Annotated in this window: 13 protein-coding genes and 1 tRNA gene; 2 read left to right on the top strand and 12 right to left on the bottom strand. The window is 39.2% G+C overall.

From position 1 onward, the window contains the following. Window positions 1-3: 3 nt before the first annotated feature. Genes ACZ1GR_RS13175 through ACZ1GR_RS13150 form a run of 6 tightly spaced genes read right to left on the bottom strand, consistent with a single transcriptional unit; the run spans window position 4 to window position 8,806 of the window. Window positions 4-1,386 carry a quinol:cytochrome C oxidoreductase gene (locus ACZ1GR_RS13175; protein WP_472609411.1) on the bottom strand — a complete coding sequence of 461 codons (1,383 nt, stop codon included), beginning with the start codon at window positions 1,384-1,386 and terminating at the stop codon, window positions 4-6. A 10-nt stretch (window positions 1,387-1,396) separates the two neighbouring features. Continuing rightward, window positions 1,397-1,966 carry a c-type cytochrome gene (locus ACZ1GR_RS13170; protein ID WP_472609410.1) on the bottom strand — a complete coding sequence of 190 codons (570 nt, stop codon included), beginning with the start codon at window positions 1,964-1,966 and terminating at the stop codon, window positions 1,397-1,399. Window position 1,967: 1 nt separating this feature from the next. Next, window positions 1,968-2,495 (bottom strand): DUF3341 domain-containing protein, encoded by a 528-nt coding sequence (locus ACZ1GR_RS13165; RefSeq protein WP_377767972.1) that lies wholly within the window; start codon window positions 2,493-2,495, stop codon window positions 1,968-1,970. Beyond that, window positions 2,495-4,243, bottom strand: a complete 1,749-nt coding sequence (nrfD, locus tag ACZ1GR_RS13160) for an NrfD/PsrC family molybdoenzyme membrane anchor subunit (protein ID WP_472609409.1) — start codon at window positions 4,241-4,243, stop codon at window positions 2,495-2,497. Before nrfD ends, ACZ1GR_RS13165 begins: the two co-directional genes overlap by 1 nt. 33 nt (window positions 4,244-4,276) lie before the next feature. Further along, the gene (locus tag ACZ1GR_RS13155) at window positions 4,277-7,405 is read right to left on the bottom strand and encodes a TAT-variant-translocated molybdopterin oxidoreductase (RefSeq protein WP_472609408.1); all 3,129 of its coding nucleotides are present in this window, start codon (window positions 7,403-7,405) and stop codon (window positions 4,277-4,279) included. 27 nt (window positions 7,406-7,432) lie between these two features. Continuing rightward, the gene (locus ACZ1GR_RS13150) at window positions 7,433-8,806 is read right to left on the bottom strand and encodes a c-type cytochrome (protein WP_472609407.1); all 1,374 of its coding nucleotides are present in this window, start codon (window positions 8,804-8,806) and stop codon (window positions 7,433-7,435) included. 234 nt (window positions 8,807-9,040) lie between these two features. On the opposite strand from ACZ1GR_RS13150, the gene ACZ1GR_RS13145 reads away from it, so the two are divergent. Further along, on the top strand, window positions 9,041-9,412 hold the full coding sequence (locus ACZ1GR_RS13145) for an SPOR domain-containing protein (protein ID WP_472609406.1): 372 nt from the start codon (window positions 9,041-9,043) through the stop codon (window positions 9,410-9,412). A gap of 60 nt (window positions 9,413-9,472) precedes the next feature. On the opposite strand, the gene infB is transcribed toward ACZ1GR_RS13145, so the two are convergent. The 4 genes from infB to ACZ1GR_RS13125 all read right to left on the bottom strand — a co-directional run bounded on the left by infB (window position 9,473) and on the right by ACZ1GR_RS13125 (window position 14,295). After that, the gene (infB, locus tag ACZ1GR_RS13140; protein WP_472609405.1) at window positions 9,473-12,211 is read right to left on the bottom strand and encodes a translation initiation factor IF-2; all 2,739 of its coding nucleotides are present in this window, start codon (window positions 12,209-12,211) and stop codon (window positions 9,473-9,475) included. 40 nt (window positions 12,212-12,251) lie between these two features. Then, window positions 12,252-13,484, bottom strand: a complete 1,233-nt coding sequence (nusA, locus tag ACZ1GR_RS13135) for a transcription termination factor NusA (RefSeq protein WP_377767966.1) — start codon at window positions 13,482-13,484, stop codon at window positions 12,252-12,254. 12 nt (window positions 13,485-13,496) lie between these two features. After that, window positions 13,497-13,958: a ribosome assembly cofactor RimP gene (gene rimP, locus ACZ1GR_RS13130; RefSeq protein WP_472609404.1), complete on the bottom strand. Its 462-nt coding sequence runs from the start codon at window positions 13,956-13,958 to the stop codon at window positions 13,497-13,499. Window positions 13,959-14,223: 265 nt separating this feature from the next. After that, a tRNA-Gln gene (locus tag ACZ1GR_RS13125) sits at window positions 14,224-14,295 on the bottom strand. A gap of 167 nt (window positions 14,296-14,462) precedes the next feature. Here ACZ1GR_RS13125 and ACZ1GR_RS13120 point away from each other — a divergent pair. Further along, window positions 14,463-17,825: a glycosyltransferase family 117 protein gene (locus tag ACZ1GR_RS13120; RefSeq protein ID WP_472609403.1), complete on the top strand. Its 3,363-nt coding sequence runs from the start codon at window positions 14,463-14,465 to the stop codon at window positions 17,823-17,825. 226 nt (window positions 17,826-18,051) lie between these two features. Here the strand turns inward: ACZ1GR_RS13120 and ACZ1GR_RS13115 are convergent, their stop codons facing one another. Next, complete coding sequence (locus ACZ1GR_RS13115) at window positions 18,052-18,351, bottom strand: thioredoxin family protein (protein WP_377768125.1); 300 nt, start codon at window positions 18,349-18,351, stop codon at window positions 18,052-18,054. 91 nt (window positions 18,352-18,442) lie between these two features. Next, complete coding sequence (locus tag ACZ1GR_RS13110) at window positions 18,443-19,678, bottom strand: metallophosphoesterase (protein WP_472609402.1); 1,236 nt, start codon at window positions 19,676-19,678, stop codon at window positions 18,443-18,445. Window positions 19,679-19,692 lie beyond the last annotated feature (14 nt).

Here is a 19,692-nt window from a genome sequence, read left to right as displayed (position 1 = left end):
ATTTTAGTAATGGAAATGTCTACTTTCCTCTATAAACGGATTACGTTTTGGTGTTAACTCTTCTTTGGTCAAAGCATTGAAAACCCAATAAATAAATAACCCTGCAAAAAATAATATTCCTCCGATTTCAGGTATTCCTAAATACCAGTTTTCACCTACCGTAGCAGGCATCACCATATTAAAGATATCCATGTAATGGCCGAATAGTATTACGATACCTGCCATAACAACAAACCAATTCACCCTTTTGTAATCACTGTTCATCAATACTAATAATGGGAAAATAAAGTTCATCGCCAACATACCGAAGAATGGTAATTTGTAATCTTCGATACGGGTAACAAAATAAGTAACCTCTTCAGGAATATTTGCATACCAAATCAACATAAATTGGCTAAACCATAAGTATGTCCAGAAAATACTGATACCAAACATAAACTTCGCCAAATCATGAATATGACTATTATTTACTTCAGGTAAATATCCTTTAGATTTTAGATAAATTGTAATCAATGCAATAGTGGTAATACCAGAAACAAACATACTGGCAAAAACATACCAACCAAATAAAGTACTGAACCAATGTGGATCTAAGCTCATAATCCAATCCCAAGACATCATAGACTCAGAAATCAAATAGAATACTAAAAAGGCCGCTGAAATTCTGAAGTTCTTTTTGAAATTAGAATTGTCATCCGCTTTGTCTTGCGCTAAAGATAATTTTCTTGAATACTGTCTATAAGCGATCCAACCCCCTAAGAAGATAGCTGCCCTAATCAAAAAGAAAGTTGGGTTTAAATATCCTTTTTTTCCTTGCAACAGTTTATCATGTTCAACAACACTGGCATCCATCCATGTGAATAGGTGGTTGAAATGCAAAGTTGAAAGTAATAAAATCACAAATACAATTATGCCGCCAGGAACAATGTAAGAGGTGATTCCTTCCATTACCCTAAATAGTAATGGTGACCAGCCTGCTTGCGCAGCTCTTTGTATAGCATAAAAAGCCAATACCCCCAATGAAATCATAAAGAAAAAGAAGGCCGCTACATACAATGCAGACCAAGGTCTGTTCTGCAATTGATGAAAAACATGCTCGTCATGTGCAGCATCGTGTCCTCCGCCATGAGCCTCATCTGCGCCATGGCTATCAGCTTCAGCAGTATGCCCAGATTTTTTCATATAATCGGCTTCATGCTCGGTATCATGAGAGGCTTCTTCACCATGACCACCACCGTGACCATCTCCATGGGCAGCTGCAACCATTTCTTTTGCTTCCTCCACCGTGCTAGGAGCTCCTAAAAATCCTATTACAAGACAAATTGCGCCAACCGCCATTAAGACGTAAGAACCAATTTTTAATTTATTTGAAAACGCGTACTTCATTATAGTTTTCTTATTTTGAAAGGTCTCCTTTTAATTTCATCACGTATTCGGCAACTTGCCAAAGTTCTTCTTCACTGCTCATTTGAGAAGCATAAGAACCCATCGAGTTTAAACCATAATACATGGTGTGATACGTACTGCCTACCGTGATATTTCTTGCGACATCAGCGTAGCTAGGCACACCTAAAATCTTTTCTTGCTTAACCAACCAACCTTGTCCATCTCCTTTAACCCCGTGGCATATGGCACAGTAAACAGCATAGAGCTCTGCACCCTTAGCTAGATTTTCATCTGCGCTTAAAGAATCAAGTGGACTTGCCATTACTCTTGCTAATTCTTTTCCTTCTGGCGAATTATCATATTCAAAAGGCATCCAATTTCTCGAGATAGTGCCTTCTGGTGGAAGCATAGCCTCTGTTCCTTCTGGAAATAAACCATTTTCTACACCAGCATAGGTCTCATAACCTACAGATTCATACATATTAGGCATGTACTGATAGTTTGGCGAATTCTTGTCTGCACAAGAAGCCACACCAGCTACTAGTATTACTACAAAAACTATTTTTACGAATTGCTTCATGCTATTCATCCTTTTCTGTAACTTTTACTTCAATTGCTCCTGTGTTAAGCAATAAATCTTTTAATTCCTCTTCATTACCATGAACTCCAACTTCCATCAAAAAATGGGCGTCCGTAGTTCTTTTATCTGGATTTTCAGCCTTCTTAAATGGCCACATTCTACTTCTTAGGTAAAATGTTATTACCATTAAATGTGCTGCAAAAAATACAGTAAGCTCGAACATGATTGGTACAAAAGCAGGCATATTCTCCAAATAGCTAAAACTTGGTTTACCCCCAATATCTTGAGGCCAATCTTCTATCATGATATAATTCATCATAAGAATAGCTACGGTAAGACCTAAACAACCATACATAAAAGAAGTAATGGCGATACGCGTATCTGCTAAGCCCATAGCCTTGTCTAGACCATGAACAGGGAAAGGCGTATATACCTCTTCTATATGATGATGAGCTGCACGAACTTCCTTGACAGCATGCATCAATATGTCATCGTCGTTGTAAACTGCGTGTATAACTTTTGATGCCATTATTGCTTTTTATTGTTTAATAATTTAGCTTGACCAGCCCAATCGTCACGCTGCGCACGACCTGGGAATTTACCCGTAATAGAATCCAACAAATCATATTCTTTGTTAGTCATTCTTCCTACTTGGGCAAATGTGTATATACCTATTTCGTTTAGAATGCGTTCCATTTCAGGACCTACACCTTTAATTTTCTTCAAATCGTCCGCAGTTTCTGTAGTTGCGTCAAAAGTTCCGATAGAACTTAACAATTCTGAAACTCCTACTTTATCACCTTTTGCAGGAACAACCTCACCCATCAAAACGTCATCCGTAATCGATTCAGAAGCAACTTGTTTTCCGCGCGCTGGCATTTCATATAAAGGCTTACCCGAATCTCTTAAGGTTTTATACTTAGAACCAGAAGCCTTGAGAATCGATTTTACCTCCGCCTGTGCAATTACAGGGAATGTTCTAGAATAGAGCAAGAACAATACAAAGAAGAAACCGATGGTACCTATGAATATTCCAATATCTACGAATGTTGGAGAGAACATGGTCCATGATGATGGCAAATAATCTCTGTGTAATGATGTAACAATAATTACAAAACGCTCAAACCACATTCCGATATTTACTACAATCGAAATAAAGAAGGAGAACATGATACTGGTACGTAACTTTTTAGACCACATAAACTGCGGTGAAAATACATTACAGGTCATCATTGCCCAATACGCCCAAGCATAAGGCCCAGTGGCCCTGTTCAAGAATGCATACTGCTCATACTCTACCCCAGAGTACCATGCAATAAACAGCTCTGTTATATAAGCACAGCCAACTATTGAACCTGTAATCATAATTACGATATTCATTAATTCTATGTGCTGTACCGTGATATAATCTTCTAAGCTACATACTTTACGCATGATGATCAACAGCGTATTTACCATCGCGAAACCAGAGAAAATTGCACCCGCCACAAAGTATGGGGGGAAAATTGTGGTGTGCCAACCTGGTATTACCGAAGTTGCGAAGTCAAAAGATACAATAGTATGTACTGAAAGTACTAGTGGCGTTGCCAAACCGGCCAATACTAAAGAAACTTCTTCAAAGCGTTGCCAGTCTTTTGCGCGACCTGTCCAACCAAAGCTTAATAAGCTATATATTTTCTTTTGGAACGGTTTTACCGCTCTATCTCGAATCATTGCGAAATCAGGCAATAGTCCTGTCCACCAGAATACCAATGAAACGGATAGATACGTAGAAATTGCAAATACATCCCACAGTAGTGGTGAATTAAAGTTTACCCAAAGCGAACCAAATTGGTTAGGAATTGGCAATACCCAATACGCCAACCAAGGACGACCCATATGAATAATTGGAAAAAGCCCCGCCTGAATTACCGAGAAAATTGTCATCGCCTCTGCAGAACGGTTAATTGCCATTCTCCATTTTTGGCGAAACAGTAACAGTACCGCTGAAATCAAGGTCCCTGCGTGACCAATACCTACCCACCAAACGAAGTTGGTAATATCCCAAGCCCAGTTAACGGTCCGGTTTAATCCCCAAACTCCAATACCTGTTGAAATGGTATAAATGATACAACCGATACCCCAAAGAAATGCTACCAAAGCAATGGAAAATACAATCCACCATTGTTTGTTGGCCTTTCCCTCAACCGGGCGAGCAATATCAACGGATACATCGTGATAGCTTTTATCGCCAAGTACTAGGGGTTTTCGTATAGGTGCTTCGTAATGCGACGCCATAATATCTATTCTAGTTTCTTGCTTATTCTTTGGTTATACTTCGTTGGTATTTCTCACTTTCACGTGATAAAAGACATTAGGCTTTGTACCTACATGCTCTAACAAGTGATACATTCTATCATCTTCTTTCAACTCGGCCACTTTACTCTCTTTATCATTAATGTCTCCGAATACAATTGCTCCACTACTACATGCAGAAGAACAAGCTGTTTGGAATTCACCATCCTTAATTTGACGTCCGTCTCTTTTTGCATCCAAAATGGTTTTTTGAGTCATTTGTATACACATAGAACATTTTTCCATCACCCCTCTTGAACGTACATTGACATCAGGATTGATAACCATCTTACCTAAGTCATTGTTCATGTGGTAATCGAACTCGTCATTATTGTTATATAAGAACCAGTTGAATCGTCTTACTTTATATGGACAGTTATTTGCACAATATCTAGTACCCACACATCTATTGTATGCCATGTGGTTTTGACCTTGGCGGCTATGCGCTGTTGCAGCAACCGGACAAACCGTTTCGCAAGGCGCATGGTTACAATGCTGACACATTACAGGCTGGAATGCTACCTGTGGATTAGCAGCTGGGTTCTCCATTTCGCCAAAACCACCTAAAGAGCCATTATCACCCCAAAGGCCATCCATATTATCTTTTTTCTCATTGTCTCCTTCAAAAGTATCTTCTGAAGAATAATACCTGTCAATTCGCAACCAGTGCATATCACGTGAGCGACGAATCTCTTGCTTACCTACTACAGGCACATTATTTTCTGCATGACAAGCAATAACACAAGCACCACAACCCGTGCATGAATTTAAATCTATGGACAAATTAAAGTGATGCCCAATAGAGCGATCAAATTCAGCCCATAAGTCTACCGAAGTTGCAGGAACTTCTTGGTGATCTAAAGACACTTCAGGAACGGGATTCCATTCGTGATGGTCTTTTGTGTTGAAAATCTCTAATGTTGTTTCTTTAATGATATCCCCACGACCCATTAAAGTATTATGCAATTGCACGCAGGCAAATTCATGGATTCCATCAGCTTTAGCTATTGAAACCGACTGCGCGTTATTAAAATCTTTATAGAGTTGAAATGCATTGACACCAGTCTGCATTTCTTCTTTCATTCCAGCACTTTTTCCGTATCCGAAAGATAATCCTACTGTTCCCTTGGCCTGACCTGGCTGAATAATTACAGGCACATTTTTCAAGGCCACACCATCAACAGTAATATTGGCATAGCTACCATCTAATCCACCGTTGGCGACATTATAATTCTCAAGTTCTAATCTTTCGGCATCCGCTTTAGAAACGGTTACATAATTATCCCATGAAACTCTTGAAATAGGATCAGGGAATTCTTGCAACCAAGGGTTGTTGGCCTGCTGACCGTCACCCATACCTACTTTAGAATACAACATCAACTCCATATCATCAGAAGTCGTATTGGCCAGAGTTCTAATTGCAGAAGCAATCGGAACAATAGTGGCGGTATTTTCATCGGCAACCCCTTCTTCACCAGAAGGTTCAAGAAAAGTAACAGATGTATCCTCCGTCAAACCAACGGTATCTGCAAAAACTCCATCTTGTAATGCTTTATTCCAGCTAGCTCCATTTAAAATTGATGAAGACCAATTCTCCTTTATATAATCGTAATAGGTTTTATCACTGTCCATCCATTTCAACAGACACGACTGAAATTTCCTTGTATCAAACAACTCACGTATCGTTGGCTGCATTAGGGCAAAGTGTCCCTTTTTCATTTCAAGGTCGCCCCAAGACTCTAGATAATGCGAAGCGGCAGCAACGTTAGCAACAGCCTGAGCCGTTTCGTCATTATTGAAAGATGAACTAACCGTTAGACCTACTTTTGCCAATCCTTCTACAAAATCAGCAGCATTCGGCAATGAATATACCGGATTAACACCATCTATAAGCAAAGCGCCAACGCGCCCAGCTTTCATATCGGCGATTAGCTTATTTACTTTTGCCGTATTACCACTACGTATATATTTTGGACGCTCTGTATCGAAAGCCTCGCTTTGCAGCATTTTATTGATTGCCAAAACAACCGCTTGTGCGTTAGCATCATTTAAACCACATACTACCACTGCTTTGCTTCCAGCTTTTTTGACCTCTTTGGCCAACTGCGCGACAACAGCATCTATATCTGAACTACCTCCGGCAACATTGCTGCCATTTAATTTACCATAAAGTTTTGCTAGGGCAACTTTTAATTCCGATGGTTTCATAGGAATTCGCCTATCCGCATTGGCTCCGGTAAGAGACATATTAGATTCCAAGTGAATATGACGAGACATCTTACCATGATGAGGCACCTTCATTTTGGCATAACCTCCATCATAACCTCCACCTTGCCAGTCTGCAAGAAAATCGGCAGCAAAAGATACTACCAACTCCGCCTTATCAAAATGATAATCGGCCAATGCCCTTTCACCATATGCGGCCTCAAAAGCGCTCAATGCAGCATCTTCGGATATCGCATCATATATTACATGGTTCACGTTACCGTAGGCTTCGGCAAATTCGCCTATTAATTTATGTGTTGATGGACTAGCATAGGTCTTCGTAAGCAAAGCGATTTGCTTTCCAGAATTTTTGGCAGCGGTCAATCCGCCTTTAATCCTGTTGTCAAAATCATCCCAAGAAATAGCTTCTCCGCCAGCACTTGGACCTTGAATACGGGTACTATCATACAAAGAAAGAACAGATGCATTTACCCTTGCATTTGCACTACCGTTAACTTTTGCCCTATCGTTATTCTCAATCTTTATCGGACGGCCTTCACGGGTTTTGACCAAAATACTTGCAAAATCATAACCATCAGCAATCGCAGTAGCATAATAGTTAGCTACCCCAGGCACAATATTTTCGGGCTGCACCACATAAGGAAGCGACTTATGCACAGGCCCCTCACAAGCTGCCAAAGAAGCAGCTGCAGTACTAAAACCTACATACTTTAAGAAATCTCTTCTATTTGTAGATGAACCAGACAATGTTTCTTTATCGCCCAAAAACTCATCAACAGGTATCTGCTCCGTAAATTCGTTCTGTTTCAGCGTCTCAACAATGGAATCGTTCGGATTCAACTCCGCTTCACTTTTCCAATATTTTTTGTTTGATGCCATATGCTTTATTGAAATAACTTCTTTTTATTAATAGTGACACTTACCACATTCCAATCCACCCATCTGAGCTGCCGTCAGCTTTTCTACACCATATTTCTTCGAAAGCTCCTCATGAATTTTTGAATAGTACTCATTATCCGCCACTTGAACTTCTGTTTCTCTATGACAATTAATACACCAGCCCATGGTAAGTGGTGAATACTGGTACATGATTTCCATTTCTTCAACAGGGCCGTGACAAGTCTGACATTCTATTTTACCAACAGAGACGTGTTGCGAGTGATTGAAATAAGCAAAATCAGGTAGGTTATGTATTCTTACCCATTCTACAGGCTGAGAATCCCCGGTATATTGTTGGTTTTCTTCATCCCATCCAACAGCTTTGTATAATTTTTTGATTTCCTTAGTATAGAACTCATTTGTATACCCATTAGCCAAATCATCAGCACTAGGTCCTTCAGCAGGCCCTTTATACTCATAAATCGACTTATGACAGTTCATACAAACATTTAAAGAAGGAATACCAGAATGTTTCGACACTCTAGCTGAAGAATGGCAATATTGACATTCTATTTTATTGACCCCCGCGTGTATTCTGTGAGAATAGTGAATTGGCTGAACAGGAGCATAACCTTGATCGATACCAATCTGAGACATCCAACTATACGCAAAATAAGCGCTACTTAGTAGAAAAACGATTACCGTACAGAAAATCAAAAACTGATTCTGGGCAAAAGCTTTCCAAATCGGAGTTCTTTTTTCTGCCGCTTCTTTGACCACTTGAACCCCATTTGCTTCGGCAATTTTTCTTAGTGTGTTATTTACCAAGAAAAGCATGACGACCAAAAGACCAAAAACCAAAGCAAGAGCACCTAGAATAATTTCATTGGAAACACCTCCAGAAGTTGCAGCAGATTCTCCGCCACCAGTTGCAGCTACGGCGACCTTTGGAGTAGGAGCAGGCGCAGCAGTATATGCCAAAATATTATCAATATCCTCATTGGATAGCGTCGGAAAAGCAGTCATCGCCGACTGATTGTACTCATTGTAAATTTTGTTTGCATAGGCATCACCAGACGCAATCATACCTGCGCTATTCTTGATCCACTTATACAACCACTCTTTACCTAAACCTTCATTTTCAGAAAGCCTTGTTTCCACATTAGCCAAAGCAGGGCCCGTCATTTTTCTATTCAATGCATGACAAGCAGCACAATTTTGATTGAACAACTGCTTCCCCTTGACAGGGTCACCACCCAAATCAGCAGCAGGTTCCTCACTAGGCGCAGCCTCAGCGGCAACATCTTGAGAAAATGACGAAAATGCGATTAGTTGGGTAACTAATAGTAAAGTAAGGCTTAAAAATCTTGAAAACTGAATGCGGTTCAAAACCTGTTTCATATTATCTTAATTGCTATCAGAATTTTGGCACGATATTTCCTATTGATACTGTGAGAGTTAGGTTTTAGCGTGTTTCAAATTGGGTACAAAAATACGACACAGCTAGCTTTTTTAAAATGTTAAGGGATTTATAATATCTAATTTATAAACATTCTAAATAAGGTCATTCCATTTTGTTTAGAATAGAAAAAATTACATTTGTACTTCAGGTAAGAATTTTATAGTATACAACTCATGAGAACCCCTATATTCACTATACTTTTTTTAAGTGTTTCATTTCTATCCTTTAGTCAAGAAGGCACTATTACCATTGAACAAAACCCAGATATCGACAAGCTTGTTGAAATCTATAAAGATGCCAATACCAACTCAGGATACTACCAAATTCAAGTTGGTTTTAGAAGTAGTGATGATGCAGCACAACGTCTCTTAGAACAAGTTGAAATTGATTTTCCTGGATGGTATTCTACTATTAAATTTAATCAACCTACTTATCGTGTAAGACTAGGTAAATTCAAAACAAAAATGGAAGCCCAACGTAGACTTATTAAGGTAAGAAAAAAATACCCTGATGCTTTTTTGCTACCTCAAAAAATAGGTGCCTAAATCAATAAAAAAAGGTCGAGTTAACTCGACCTTTTTTTAATTATACCTTTTATAAAATCTTTAAAGTTTTTTCTTGACCGCTACCTCTTGGAATGCTTCTACGATATCCAACTCCTTAATATCATTGTAGTTCTTTATCTGCAACCCACAATCATAACCTTTAGCGACCTCTTTAACATCATCTTTAAATCGTTTCAGCGAAGCCAACTCACCTGTATAAATAACCACACCGTCACGAATCAACCTGATCTGTGAATTTCTAAAGATTTTACCTGTGGTAACCATACAACCTGCGATTGTACCAATTTTAGAAATCTTGAAGGTTTCCCTGATTTCAGCGGTACCTGTAATTTCTTCTTTGATTTCCGGAGAAAGCATCCCTTCCATTGCATCCTTCAAATCGTTGATGGCCGCGTAAATAATGGAGTACATTCTGATGTCGATTTCTTCCTTGTCAGCGATTTCACGGGCGTTGCCCATCGGTCGAACATTAAATCCGATAATAATCGCATCGGAAGCACTTGCCAACAAGACATCAGACTCGGTGATAGCACCCACACCTTTGTGTATGATGTTCACCTGAATCTCATCTGTTGAAAGTTTTTGGAAGGAATCCGTCAATGCCTCTACCGAACCATCAACATCACCTTTTAATATGATATTCAACTCTTGGAAATCACCCAGCGCAATACGTCTGCCGATTTCATCAAGTGTAATATGTCGTTGTGTACGAACGGATTGCTCGCGTTGCAGTTGTGAACGTTTGGTAGCTATTTGTTTAGCTTCACGCTCATCATCCAAGACGTTGAACTTATCCCCCGCTTGTGGCGCACCGTCTAAACCTAAAATAGATACAGGAGTAGCCGGCCCAGCTTTTTTAATGGTCTTGCCCCTTTCATCTTGCATAGCCTTTACCTTTCCACTAGTAGTACCAGCTAAAACGTAATCACCTACTTTAAGCGTACCTGCCTGCACTAAAATTGTAGAAACGTATCCGCGACCTTTATCCAAGAAGGCTTCAACGACAGTTCCATTGGCCAATCTATCAGGATTAGCTTTCAGCTCAAGCAATTCAGCTTCTAACAATACTTTTTCAAGAAGCTCTTTTACCCCTTGTCCTGTTTTTGCCGAAATATCATGCGACTGAATTTTACCACCCCAATCTTCAACCAGAAGGTTCATCTGTGCTAATCCTTCTTTAATCTTATCAGGATTCGCAGTTTGCTTATCAACTTTGTTAATAGCAAATACTATTGGCACCCCAGCTGCCTGAGCATGACTAATAGCCTCTTTCGTTTGCGGCATAATGTCATCATCTGCAGCAACAACGATTATAGCGATATCGGTTACTTGAGCACCTCTAGCACGCATGGCGGTAAAAGCCTCGTGACCCGGAGTATCTAAAAACGCGATTTTCTGACCGCTTTCTAGCGTAACCCCATAGGCGCCGATGTGTTGGGTAATTCCACCACTTTCACCAGCAATTACATTTTCTTCTCGTATATAATCAAGCAATGAAGTTTTACCATGATCCACATGCCCCATCACGGTCACAATTGGAGCCCTCGGTTTTAAATCTTCTTCAGAATCTTCATCAACAACAATAGCCTCTTCTATCTCGGCAGTAACGAACTCCACTTCGTAGCCAAATTCTTCTGCAACAATAGTCAATGTTTCAGCATCTAATCGCTGGTTCATCGTCACCATCATACCCAATGACATACATGCCGAAATGATTTCTGTAGTAGAAACATCCATCATGGTAGCCATCTCATTGGCGGTAACGAACTCGGTTACTTTTAAAAGCTTGCTTTCTAACTCTTGTTGTTCAAGATCTTTTTCTGTCTGTTGACGGTGTTGATCTCTTTTGTCCCTTCTATATTTTGCGCCTTTTTTGCCCTTGTTCGATTTACCTTGAAGTTTCTCCAAAGTTTCACGAACCTGTTTTTGCACTTCTTCTTCTGTAGGCTCAACTTTAGGCGTCGCACCTGGTCTTTGCCCTCCTCGACCGCGATTAGCAGCAGGCCCTGTACCTCTCGGTCTTGCACCTCCGCCGGAACCATTATTACTTACAATACGTCTTCTGCGTTTTTTACGATCAGCGGCCGCATCGGACTTCTTAGGTTCTTCCTTCTTTTTCTTGGGCTTTTCAAACTTGGTCAAATCTATCTTATCACCAGTAATTTTTGGCCCAGATAGTTTCTTGTACTGTGTTTCTATGGTTTCAGGAACAGCAGCTTCTTCAGCAGCTTCAGCTTCCGTATCCTTAGCAGGGGCTTCTTTGGTCTCTTCTTTTGCATCCGCTACTTTAGGAGTCTCTTTTTCAGCTGCTTTTTTAGGAGCTGTTTTTTTGACTTCCTTGGGCGCATCTTCAACTTTTGGAGTTTCAGCAACTACCTCTTCAGCAACTTTTTCTTCAACCTTAGGTTTTTTATCCAAATCGATTTTACCGACCGTTTTAGGACCTGATAGCTCAGCCTTAGCCTTTATGACCTCTTCAGAAGCAGCTTGTCTTTTCTCTCTGGCCAGTCTACGCTCTTCTTGCTCGTGCTCTAACCTCAATCGTATCTCTTCCTTCTCTTTCTGCTTCTCTTCGGCCACTTCTTTAGAAGCAACTTTTTTACTCTTATCCGTTTGGAATTCATCCAACAAGACTTGGTATACTTCATCAGTGATTTTAGTTGTTGGCCTAGCTTCAACATCATGCCCTTGCGATGTTAAATAATCAACAGCTCTATCCAATGAAATATTCAATTCCCTTAGAACTTTGTTTAATCGTATTGTTGGATTTCCTCCCATAAATAGTTTCCTATTCCTTTATAATTCGTGCAAATATAATCTAATCTTCAAACTCTGATTTAAGAATACGCACCACTTCTGCCACGGTCTCTTCTTCTAAATCAGTACGTTTTACCAAATCACCTGCATCTTGTTCTAAAACACTACGTGCCGTATCAAGACCAATTTTCTTAAATTCTTCGATAATCCACGCATCGATTTCATCAGAGAATTCCGTCAACTCAACATCTTCTTCAACCCCTTCTCTAAATACATCTATCTCATAACCAGTTAATTGACCCGCAAGCCTGATATTATGACCCCCACGACCAATAGCCTTGGATACTTCTTCTGGCTTAAGGTATACTTGAGCGGTCATTTTCTCATCGTTTAACTTCACCGATGATACACGAGCAGGACTCAAAGCTCTTGTAACCATAAGCTGCGGATTACCCGTCCAGTTAATAACATCGATATTTTCGTTACCCAATTCACGAACAATACCGTGTATTCTAGACCCTTTCATACCAACACAAGCGCCTACAGGGTCAATTCTGTCATCGTAAGAATCAACAGCAACCTTAGCTTTTTCACCTGGTATTCTAACTGCTTTTTTGATGGTAATCAAACCATCGAAAACTTCCGGTATTTCTTGGAAGAACAATTGCTCCAAGAATTTAGGTGAAGTTCTTGACATTATGATTGCCGGCTTATTACCTTTTAACTCTACACTTTCAATAATACCGCGAACGTTATCCCCTTTTCTAAAGAAATCTGAAGGAATCTGCTTTTCCTTAGGCATTATAATCTCGTTGCCCTCGTCATCTAACAAAATAATCGCTTTATGACGTATATGATGCACCTCAGCAGTATATATTTCGCCTTCTAAGTCTTTAAATTGCTTATATATCGTAGTGTTATCGTGTTCATGAATTTTAGAAATCAAATTCTGGCGTAAGGCCAAAATGGCACGTCTACCCAAATCCATTAACTTCACTTCTTCAGAAACATCTTCACCAACCTCAAAATCTGGCTCGATCTTTCTGGCCTCGGTCAATGAAATTTCTTCATTAGGTTCTTCTACCTCACCGTCTTCTACAACAATACGGTTTCTCCAAATCTCTAAATCTCCTTTATCAGGATTAATAATGATATCGAAGTTATCATCAGATCCAAATTTCTTCTTTAAAGCATTTCGGAATACATCTTCCAAAATTGCCATTAGAGTTACCCTATCAATAAACTTATCATCCTTAAATTCTGAAAAGGATTCAATAAGCGCCATGTTTTCCATTCTGGTCTACATTTAAAATTTTAATACAACTTTTGCCTCTTTTATATCAGAAAAAACAATTTCTTCTTTCTTCTGAACCGTATGCTTACCCTTACCTACCGGTTTCGGTTCTCGAGTCTTCCACTCTAATGTTATCGACTCCTCAGAAGTAGCGGTTAAATTACCTTCAAAAGTTTCCTCGGAGGTTCTAACTTCTAACTTTCTACCTATATTTTTTTTATACTGACGAGGAAGTACTAAAGGCGATGTCGCCCCTGCCGAAGTTACTTCCAAAGAAAAATCTTCTTCTTCTCGATCTAAATTATGCTCAATAGCCCTGCTAACGGCCATACAATCACTAAGACTTACACCTTCATCCCCATCTAGAATAACCCTTATTTTATTACCTCCATCTATAGTGAAGTCTATTAAAAAAAGTGACCTATTCTCTTCCAATGCTTTATTCAAAAGCTCCGTTACTTTGTCCTTAAACATAAATCTTAGTACTAAAAGAGGGGACTCGAAGTCCCCTCATGAATACCTAATATCCGCTCAGTGGTGCAAATATACAATGAATTCTAATAGTTTGCAAAATGGAACTTTAAAACAAAAAAATCGGCATATAAGTTAAGATTTTGCCTTACATAGTATTGACCAACTAGGAATCCTTCTACAAGCTAAGGGTAAACTTCTCGCCCATCAGCGATTCAAAAACAAAAAATCCCGACCTCTTTCGAAATCGGGATTGTATCTTATTTTGTTGGCCTACTAGGACTCGAACCTAGAACGACTGGACCAAAACCAGCTGTGTTGCCAATTACACCATAGGCCATTATCAATAAGAGCGTGCAAATTTAAAACAAACTTTTGTTTCGGCAAACAAATTCGACACAATTAGAAACAAAACTAAGCGATATTCATGTTAAAGGTTTTTGAAAATTGCCCATACATCTCTTTTTTATTTGGTAATTTCGCCCCAATTCGTAAAGTACGCACTACATGTTTGCAAAAAAATTTGAGAAATGGGACACCATTTTGGGCTGGGTTGCTTTTTCAATTGCATTTATTACATATTGCTTAACCGTTGAACCCACTGGAAGCTTTTGGGATGCCGGGGAATACATTACTACTTCGGCAAAACTTCAAGTAGGACACCCACCAGGGGCCCCGCTTTTGCAAATGATAGGCGCTTTTTTCTCCATTTTTGCCTTTGGCGATACCAGTAAAATAGCCTTGATGGTTAATGCGGTATCTATAGTTTCAAGTGCTTTCACCGTACTTTTTATGTTCTGGACCATTACGAATTTGACCAGAAAATTAATCGTTAAAAAATCAAACTTATCCAATAGCAACGCCATTGCAGTTTTAGGAAGCGGACTCGTAGGTTCATTAGCCTTTACCTTTTCAGATAGTTTTTGGTTCAATGCCGTAGAAACTGAGGTATATGCCATGGCAAGCTTGATAATGGCTTTGCTATTATGGCTTGGTCTAAAATGGACCGATAATTTAGAGGATACCAGGGGCAATAGATGGCTACTTCTAATCTGTTTTGTTGTCGGACTTACTTTCGGAATTCAATTCATGGGCTTTTTGGCTATTCCATCCATAGGTCTATTATATTTTTTCAAAAAATACAAGAAGACTACCGTAAAAAACTTTTTACTGGCGAATATTATCGTAGTAGCTATTTTGATGTTGGTTTATAAGTTCTCTCTAACCTATGTCCTTAAAGTATTCGGATGGAGCGAAGTATTCTTTATTAACGATGTGGGGCTACCTTTTAATTCTGGCTCCATCATCATGGGAATCGTATTTATAGCCGTTTTTTACTTTGCACTACGATATACTCGAAAAAACAATTATCAAACTGCAAATACGATTGTACTTTGCTTTATGTTCTTGATTCTTGGTTTTTCTTCTTGGTTAATGCTTCCGATAAGGGCTAATTCGCAAACCGTGGTTAATGAAAACAATCCTGAAGATGCACGTTCGCTCTTAGCTTATTATAATCGCGAGCAATATCCCGGTGTTGAAAGTCCTTTTTACGGTGCATATTACTCCGATACTTTTGCGCCAGCGGGCGAAGACAAAGATGACAAACCCAAATACGAAAAAGATAGAAAGCTCGGCAAATACGTTATCGTCAATAAGTACAAAAATGCATTACAAGGCCCAAATGACAAACATGTAGGCTTTTTACCTCGTTTATGGAGCGATCAGCATGCAGAAAACTATATGCGATACTTTGACCGTTTGGAATTTAAAATAAAACCACGATATATTTCTGACAACCAATTGCGTGACGCCGTTAAGCAATTCAGAGAATTAGAGGCACAGGGTGAAATTGATACAGAACAATACATTCAATTCTTGCGAAGCTTTGGTGAATATATTGAGGTCTTACCCCCTACACTATGGCAAAACGTCAAATACATGTTCGAATTTCAATTTGGCTACATGTATATGCGTTATTTTATGTGGAATTTTGTCGGTAGGCAAAATGATGTTCAAGGGCGTTATGATGAAAATGGACATTGGCTAAGTGGAATTCCTTTTGTTGACAGTCTACGATTAGGAAGTCAAGATAACCTACCTAGTGATGTTTTAGACAATAAAGCGCGCAACACTTACTTCTTTTTGCCATTGCTACTAGGAATCATCGGACTGGTTTTTCAAATATCGCGAAACCCTAAGCAATTCTGGGCTTTCTTCGTCTTCTTTATGTTTACGGGAATAGCCATTCAGTTTTATACAAACCCATATGTATTTCAACCAAGGGAAAGAGACTACTCGTTGGTAGGATCGTTTTATATTTTTGCGCTTTGGATTGGATTAGGGGTCTTTGGACTCTATGAAGAAGTTAAAAAACTATTGAAGCCTAAATTATGCGCTCCGATAGTAAGCGTTCTATGCATATTGGCAGTTCCCTTGTTGATGGCTTATCAAAATTGGGACGACCACGACCGTTCTGGCAGATATACAGCCAATTCAACCGCAAAGGCGTATTTGGCCTCTTGCCAAGAAGATGCTGGCGCTATTCTCTTTACCATTGGCGACAATGACACATTTCCCTTATGGTATGTTCAAGAGATTGAAGAATACCGAACCGATGTTCGGGTAGTAAATACCAGCCTTTTTGCTACGGATTGGTACATTGATCAAATGAAGCGTAAGGCCTATGAAAGTGACCCAATACCTTCTCAACTTACGCATGACAAATACAGTTATGGAACCCGTGATGCCGTCTATTATCAAAAAGTTGATGAAGTTTTTGGCAAAGAAATTTCAGAAAGTAGATGGAGCGTTAAGGATTTTATGAACTGGATCGAAAGTGATAATCCACAAACCAAATTCAGGTTTATTGTAGAGAAAGGTGGAGGTGATTTAAGCGCATATTCAGAAAGCAATTTGGATATTGTGTATTACCCAACGAGTAAAATCCGGATTCCTGTAAATAAGCAAAATGTATTAGAGAGTGGATTGGTAAAGCAGGAAGATGCCGATTTAATTTTAGATTATATTGATATAGATCTTCCAAAAAGCGCATTACCAAAGAACCGTATTTTAATGCTAGATGTTATAGCCAACAACGATTGGAAAAGACCTATTTATTTCTCTGGCGGTAGTTTCGACAATGCGGAATATATTTGGATGAAAGAATACCTGCAGTTAGATGGTTTGGTCTACAAACTGGTTCCTATTAAAACGACAAATGAAAGCCCTTATGAAATGGGAAGAATCGATAGCAATTTAATGGCAGACATTGTTGATGGTTGGGAATGGGGCAACGCTTCAAGCTCAGATATCTATCATGACCCTCAAACACGTTCGCAAGGTCTTTCTTTTAGAAGCAACCTTGCTCGTTTAATGGAAACACAAATAGCGGAAGGTAAAATCGATGAAGCCAAAAAAACCATAGAAACCGCAATGACCAACGTACCATTTGAGCACTTCGGGTTTTATGCCTTTGTAGAGCCCTATGTAGATGGTTACTATCAAGTAGGCAGTCAGCAAAAAGCGCGCGAACTTTTCGCAAAGCTCAAAAAGGTTTACCAAGAACGCCTGGAATATTATGCTGGTATTCCGCTTGATGAGCAGTACAATAAGATTGATGACATTCTTTCGGACATGGAAGCTTATCGAAGAAATATAGACATCCTAATAAGAAACAGGGATCGAGATTTTGCAGAAAAAGAGACTTTAATCTTTAATGAATATATCGACAAATTCACCCAATTTATTGGTGAAGAAGATCAAGAATATTTAAATGACCCCAGTAGAGGAGAAGACCCAGATATGCAAGATACAATTCCTCTGGATACGATTCCTTCGGTTGAAGACAGCACTCTGATTGGGCAGTAGGCAGTAGGCAGTAGGCAGTAGGCAGTAGGCAGTAGGCAGTAGGCAAAAATATTTGATGTAGTTAACTAGCCGCCTAATTGATAAAAAACTCTTTTTTTATGAAAAGCGATAGTAGTATTAAAAAAGTACGCACAAAGAAAATATTGCTTGGTGTAGCTATTGGTTTTTTTCTAGGATACCTGATTTTTGATGTCCTTTGGGGGTATTTTCAGAATTAAAAAGAAAACTAGTTAGTATACTCACTAAGGATACCGATCAGGGTATTGGCATCTTGCTCACCACTTTGTCTCCAGACCATTTCACCCTTTTTGTAAATCATTAAGGTAGGCAGGCCTTTTATACGAAGTGCTTGTGAAAGCTCTTTGTTTTTGTCAACATCTATTTTTATCACTTTGCCCTTGTCACCAAGTGCGGCAGCTACATCACGAAGTACAGGATGCATTGAAGTTGATTGTTCGTTCCAGTCAGCGTAAAAATCTAACAACACTGGAATATGTAAGTCAATAAGTTCACCAAATTTAGACATGGCAAATAGGTTATGTTTCTGCCCAAAAGTAAGAAAAAATGTTAAAGTTATACGTGAAGTGAAACCTTTAGCGCCTTGATATGCGTTAAATTCACGTTAAACCTTTCTTTTTAAGGGTTATCACAGATATTTCTGGCCAGATTCCGAAGCGTCCGGGGTAACCGATAAAACCAAAGCCCCTGTTCACATTAATAAATTGGCCAAGCTCTTTATATACGCCTGCCCAGTACTTGTAGCGCCATTTTACCGGGCTCCATTTAATGAATCCTGGTATTTCAACACCAAACTGCATGCCGTGGGTATGCCCGCTCAAGGTCAAATGAAAATGATACTCATCATTTATTACAACATCTTCCCAATGAGATGGATCATGACTCATCAAAATTTTGAAGTCATCTTTATGAATTCCCTTTTTAGCACGTTCTAAATCTCCTGCTTTCTTGAACCTTCCCCTACCCCAGTTCTCAACACCTACAAGCGCTATTCTTTCACCATCTCTTTCCAGATATCTGTGAGAATCTAACAATAGGTCAAAGCCCATATTTTTTTGCAAATCTTTCAATTCTTGTAAGTTCTTTGCTTTTGCCTCATCGCTTTCCCAAGCTACGTAATCACCATAATCGTGATTTCCCAGAACAGAATATACCCCATCTTTTGCGCTAAGTGTAGCGAACAAATCTGCCCAAGACTCCATTTCTTCGGTTTTATTGTTGACCATGTCACCCGTGAATAGAATAACATCGCTTTTTTGAGAATTGATCAAGTCAATACCATAGGCAACTTTATCTCGATTATCAAAACTACCACTATGCACATCAGAAATTTGGGTAATTTGATAACCATCAAAGGCATCGGGTAAGTCATCAAATTCTAATTCGTACTTAAGCACCTTATAGTTGTACTTTCCCTTGTACATTCCATACAACAAAGCGCCAAAAGGCAAGGCTGCTAGACCGACACCAAGCATACTCACAAACTTTCTTCGCGAAGGCAAATAATTGGTCTTACCTTCAGCCAACCCGTTTATCTTGTTGTAAGCGAATGAAAAAACACGAACGATATCCTCAACCAAAAGAAAGAAGCCAAGAACCAGCCCAAACATTAAAAAGGAAAAGAAAACTCCACCTGCAATGGCTGTCCCAGGAGATAATGCCTTGCCAGGCACATACCCCAAAACCTTGATTACAAAAAAACACAGGGCTGCCAAAAACAATACCCCATATAAAATTTGAATCCATTGATTCTTAAACAAAGTCTTAAATCCTTGAAAACCATAAACGGCAAGAATAACATAGATGACACATAAGACAATAAGAAATCGAGACATGAATATTTTTTTAC

It is taken from the genome of Croceitalea sp. W27 (assembly GCF_055693185.1).
Note: the sequence above shows the minus strand (reverse complement) of the source record. Positions and strands in the feature narration are given on the sequence as shown.

What these genes read in the sequence shown, in the direction of transcription:
- ACZ1GR_RS13120 (WP_472609403.1), top strand. Translation starts at nt 14,463, where the DNA reads ATGTTTGCAAAAAAATTTGAGAAATGGGACACCATTTTGGGCTGGGTT.
- ACZ1GR_RS13150 (WP_472609407.1), bottom strand. Translation starts at nt 8,806, where the DNA reads ATGAAACAGGTTTTGAACCGCATTCAGTTTTCAAGATTTTTAAGCCTT.
- ACZ1GR_RS13155 (WP_472609408.1), bottom strand. Translation starts at nt 7,405, where the DNA reads ATGGCATCAAACAAAAAATATTGGAAAAGTGAAGCGGAGTTGAATCCG.
- rimP (WP_472609404.1), bottom strand. Translation starts at nt 13,958, where the DNA reads ATGTTTAAGGACAAAGTAACGGAGCTTTTGAATAAAGCATTGGAAGAG.
- ACZ1GR_RS13175 (WP_472609411.1), bottom strand. Translation starts at nt 1,386, where the DNA reads ATGAAGTACGCGTTTTCAAATAAATTAAAAATTGGTTCTTACGTCTTA.
- ACZ1GR_RS13145 (WP_472609406.1), top strand. Translation starts at nt 9,041, where the DNA reads ATGAGAACCCCTATATTCACTATACTTTTTTTAAGTGTTTCATTTCTA.
- infB (WP_472609405.1), bottom strand. Translation starts at nt 12,211, where the DNA reads ATGGGAGGAAATCCAACAATACGATTAAACAAAGTTCTAAGGGAATTG.
- ACZ1GR_RS13165 (WP_377767972.1), bottom strand. Translation starts at nt 2,495, where the DNA reads ATGGCATCAAAAGTTATACACGCAGTTTACAACGACGATGACATATTG.
- nrfD (WP_472609409.1), bottom strand. Translation starts at nt 4,243, where the DNA reads ATGGCGTCGCATTACGAAGCACCTATACGAAAACCCCTAGTACTTGGC.
- ACZ1GR_RS13110 (WP_472609402.1), bottom strand. Translation starts at nt 19,678, where the DNA reads ATGTCTCGATTTCTTATTGTCTTATGTGTCATCTATGTTATTCTTGCC.
- nusA (WP_377767966.1), bottom strand. Translation starts at nt 13,484, where the DNA reads ATGGAAAACATGGCGCTTATTGAATCCTTTTCAGAATTTAAGGATGAT.
- ACZ1GR_RS13115 (WP_377768125.1), bottom strand. Translation starts at nt 18,351, where the DNA reads ATGTCTAAATTTGGTGAACTTATTGACTTACATATTCCAGTGTTGTTA.
- ACZ1GR_RS13170 (WP_472609410.1), bottom strand. Translation starts at nt 1,966, where the DNA reads ATGAAGCAATTCGTAAAAATAGTTTTTGTAGTAATACTAGTAGCTGGT.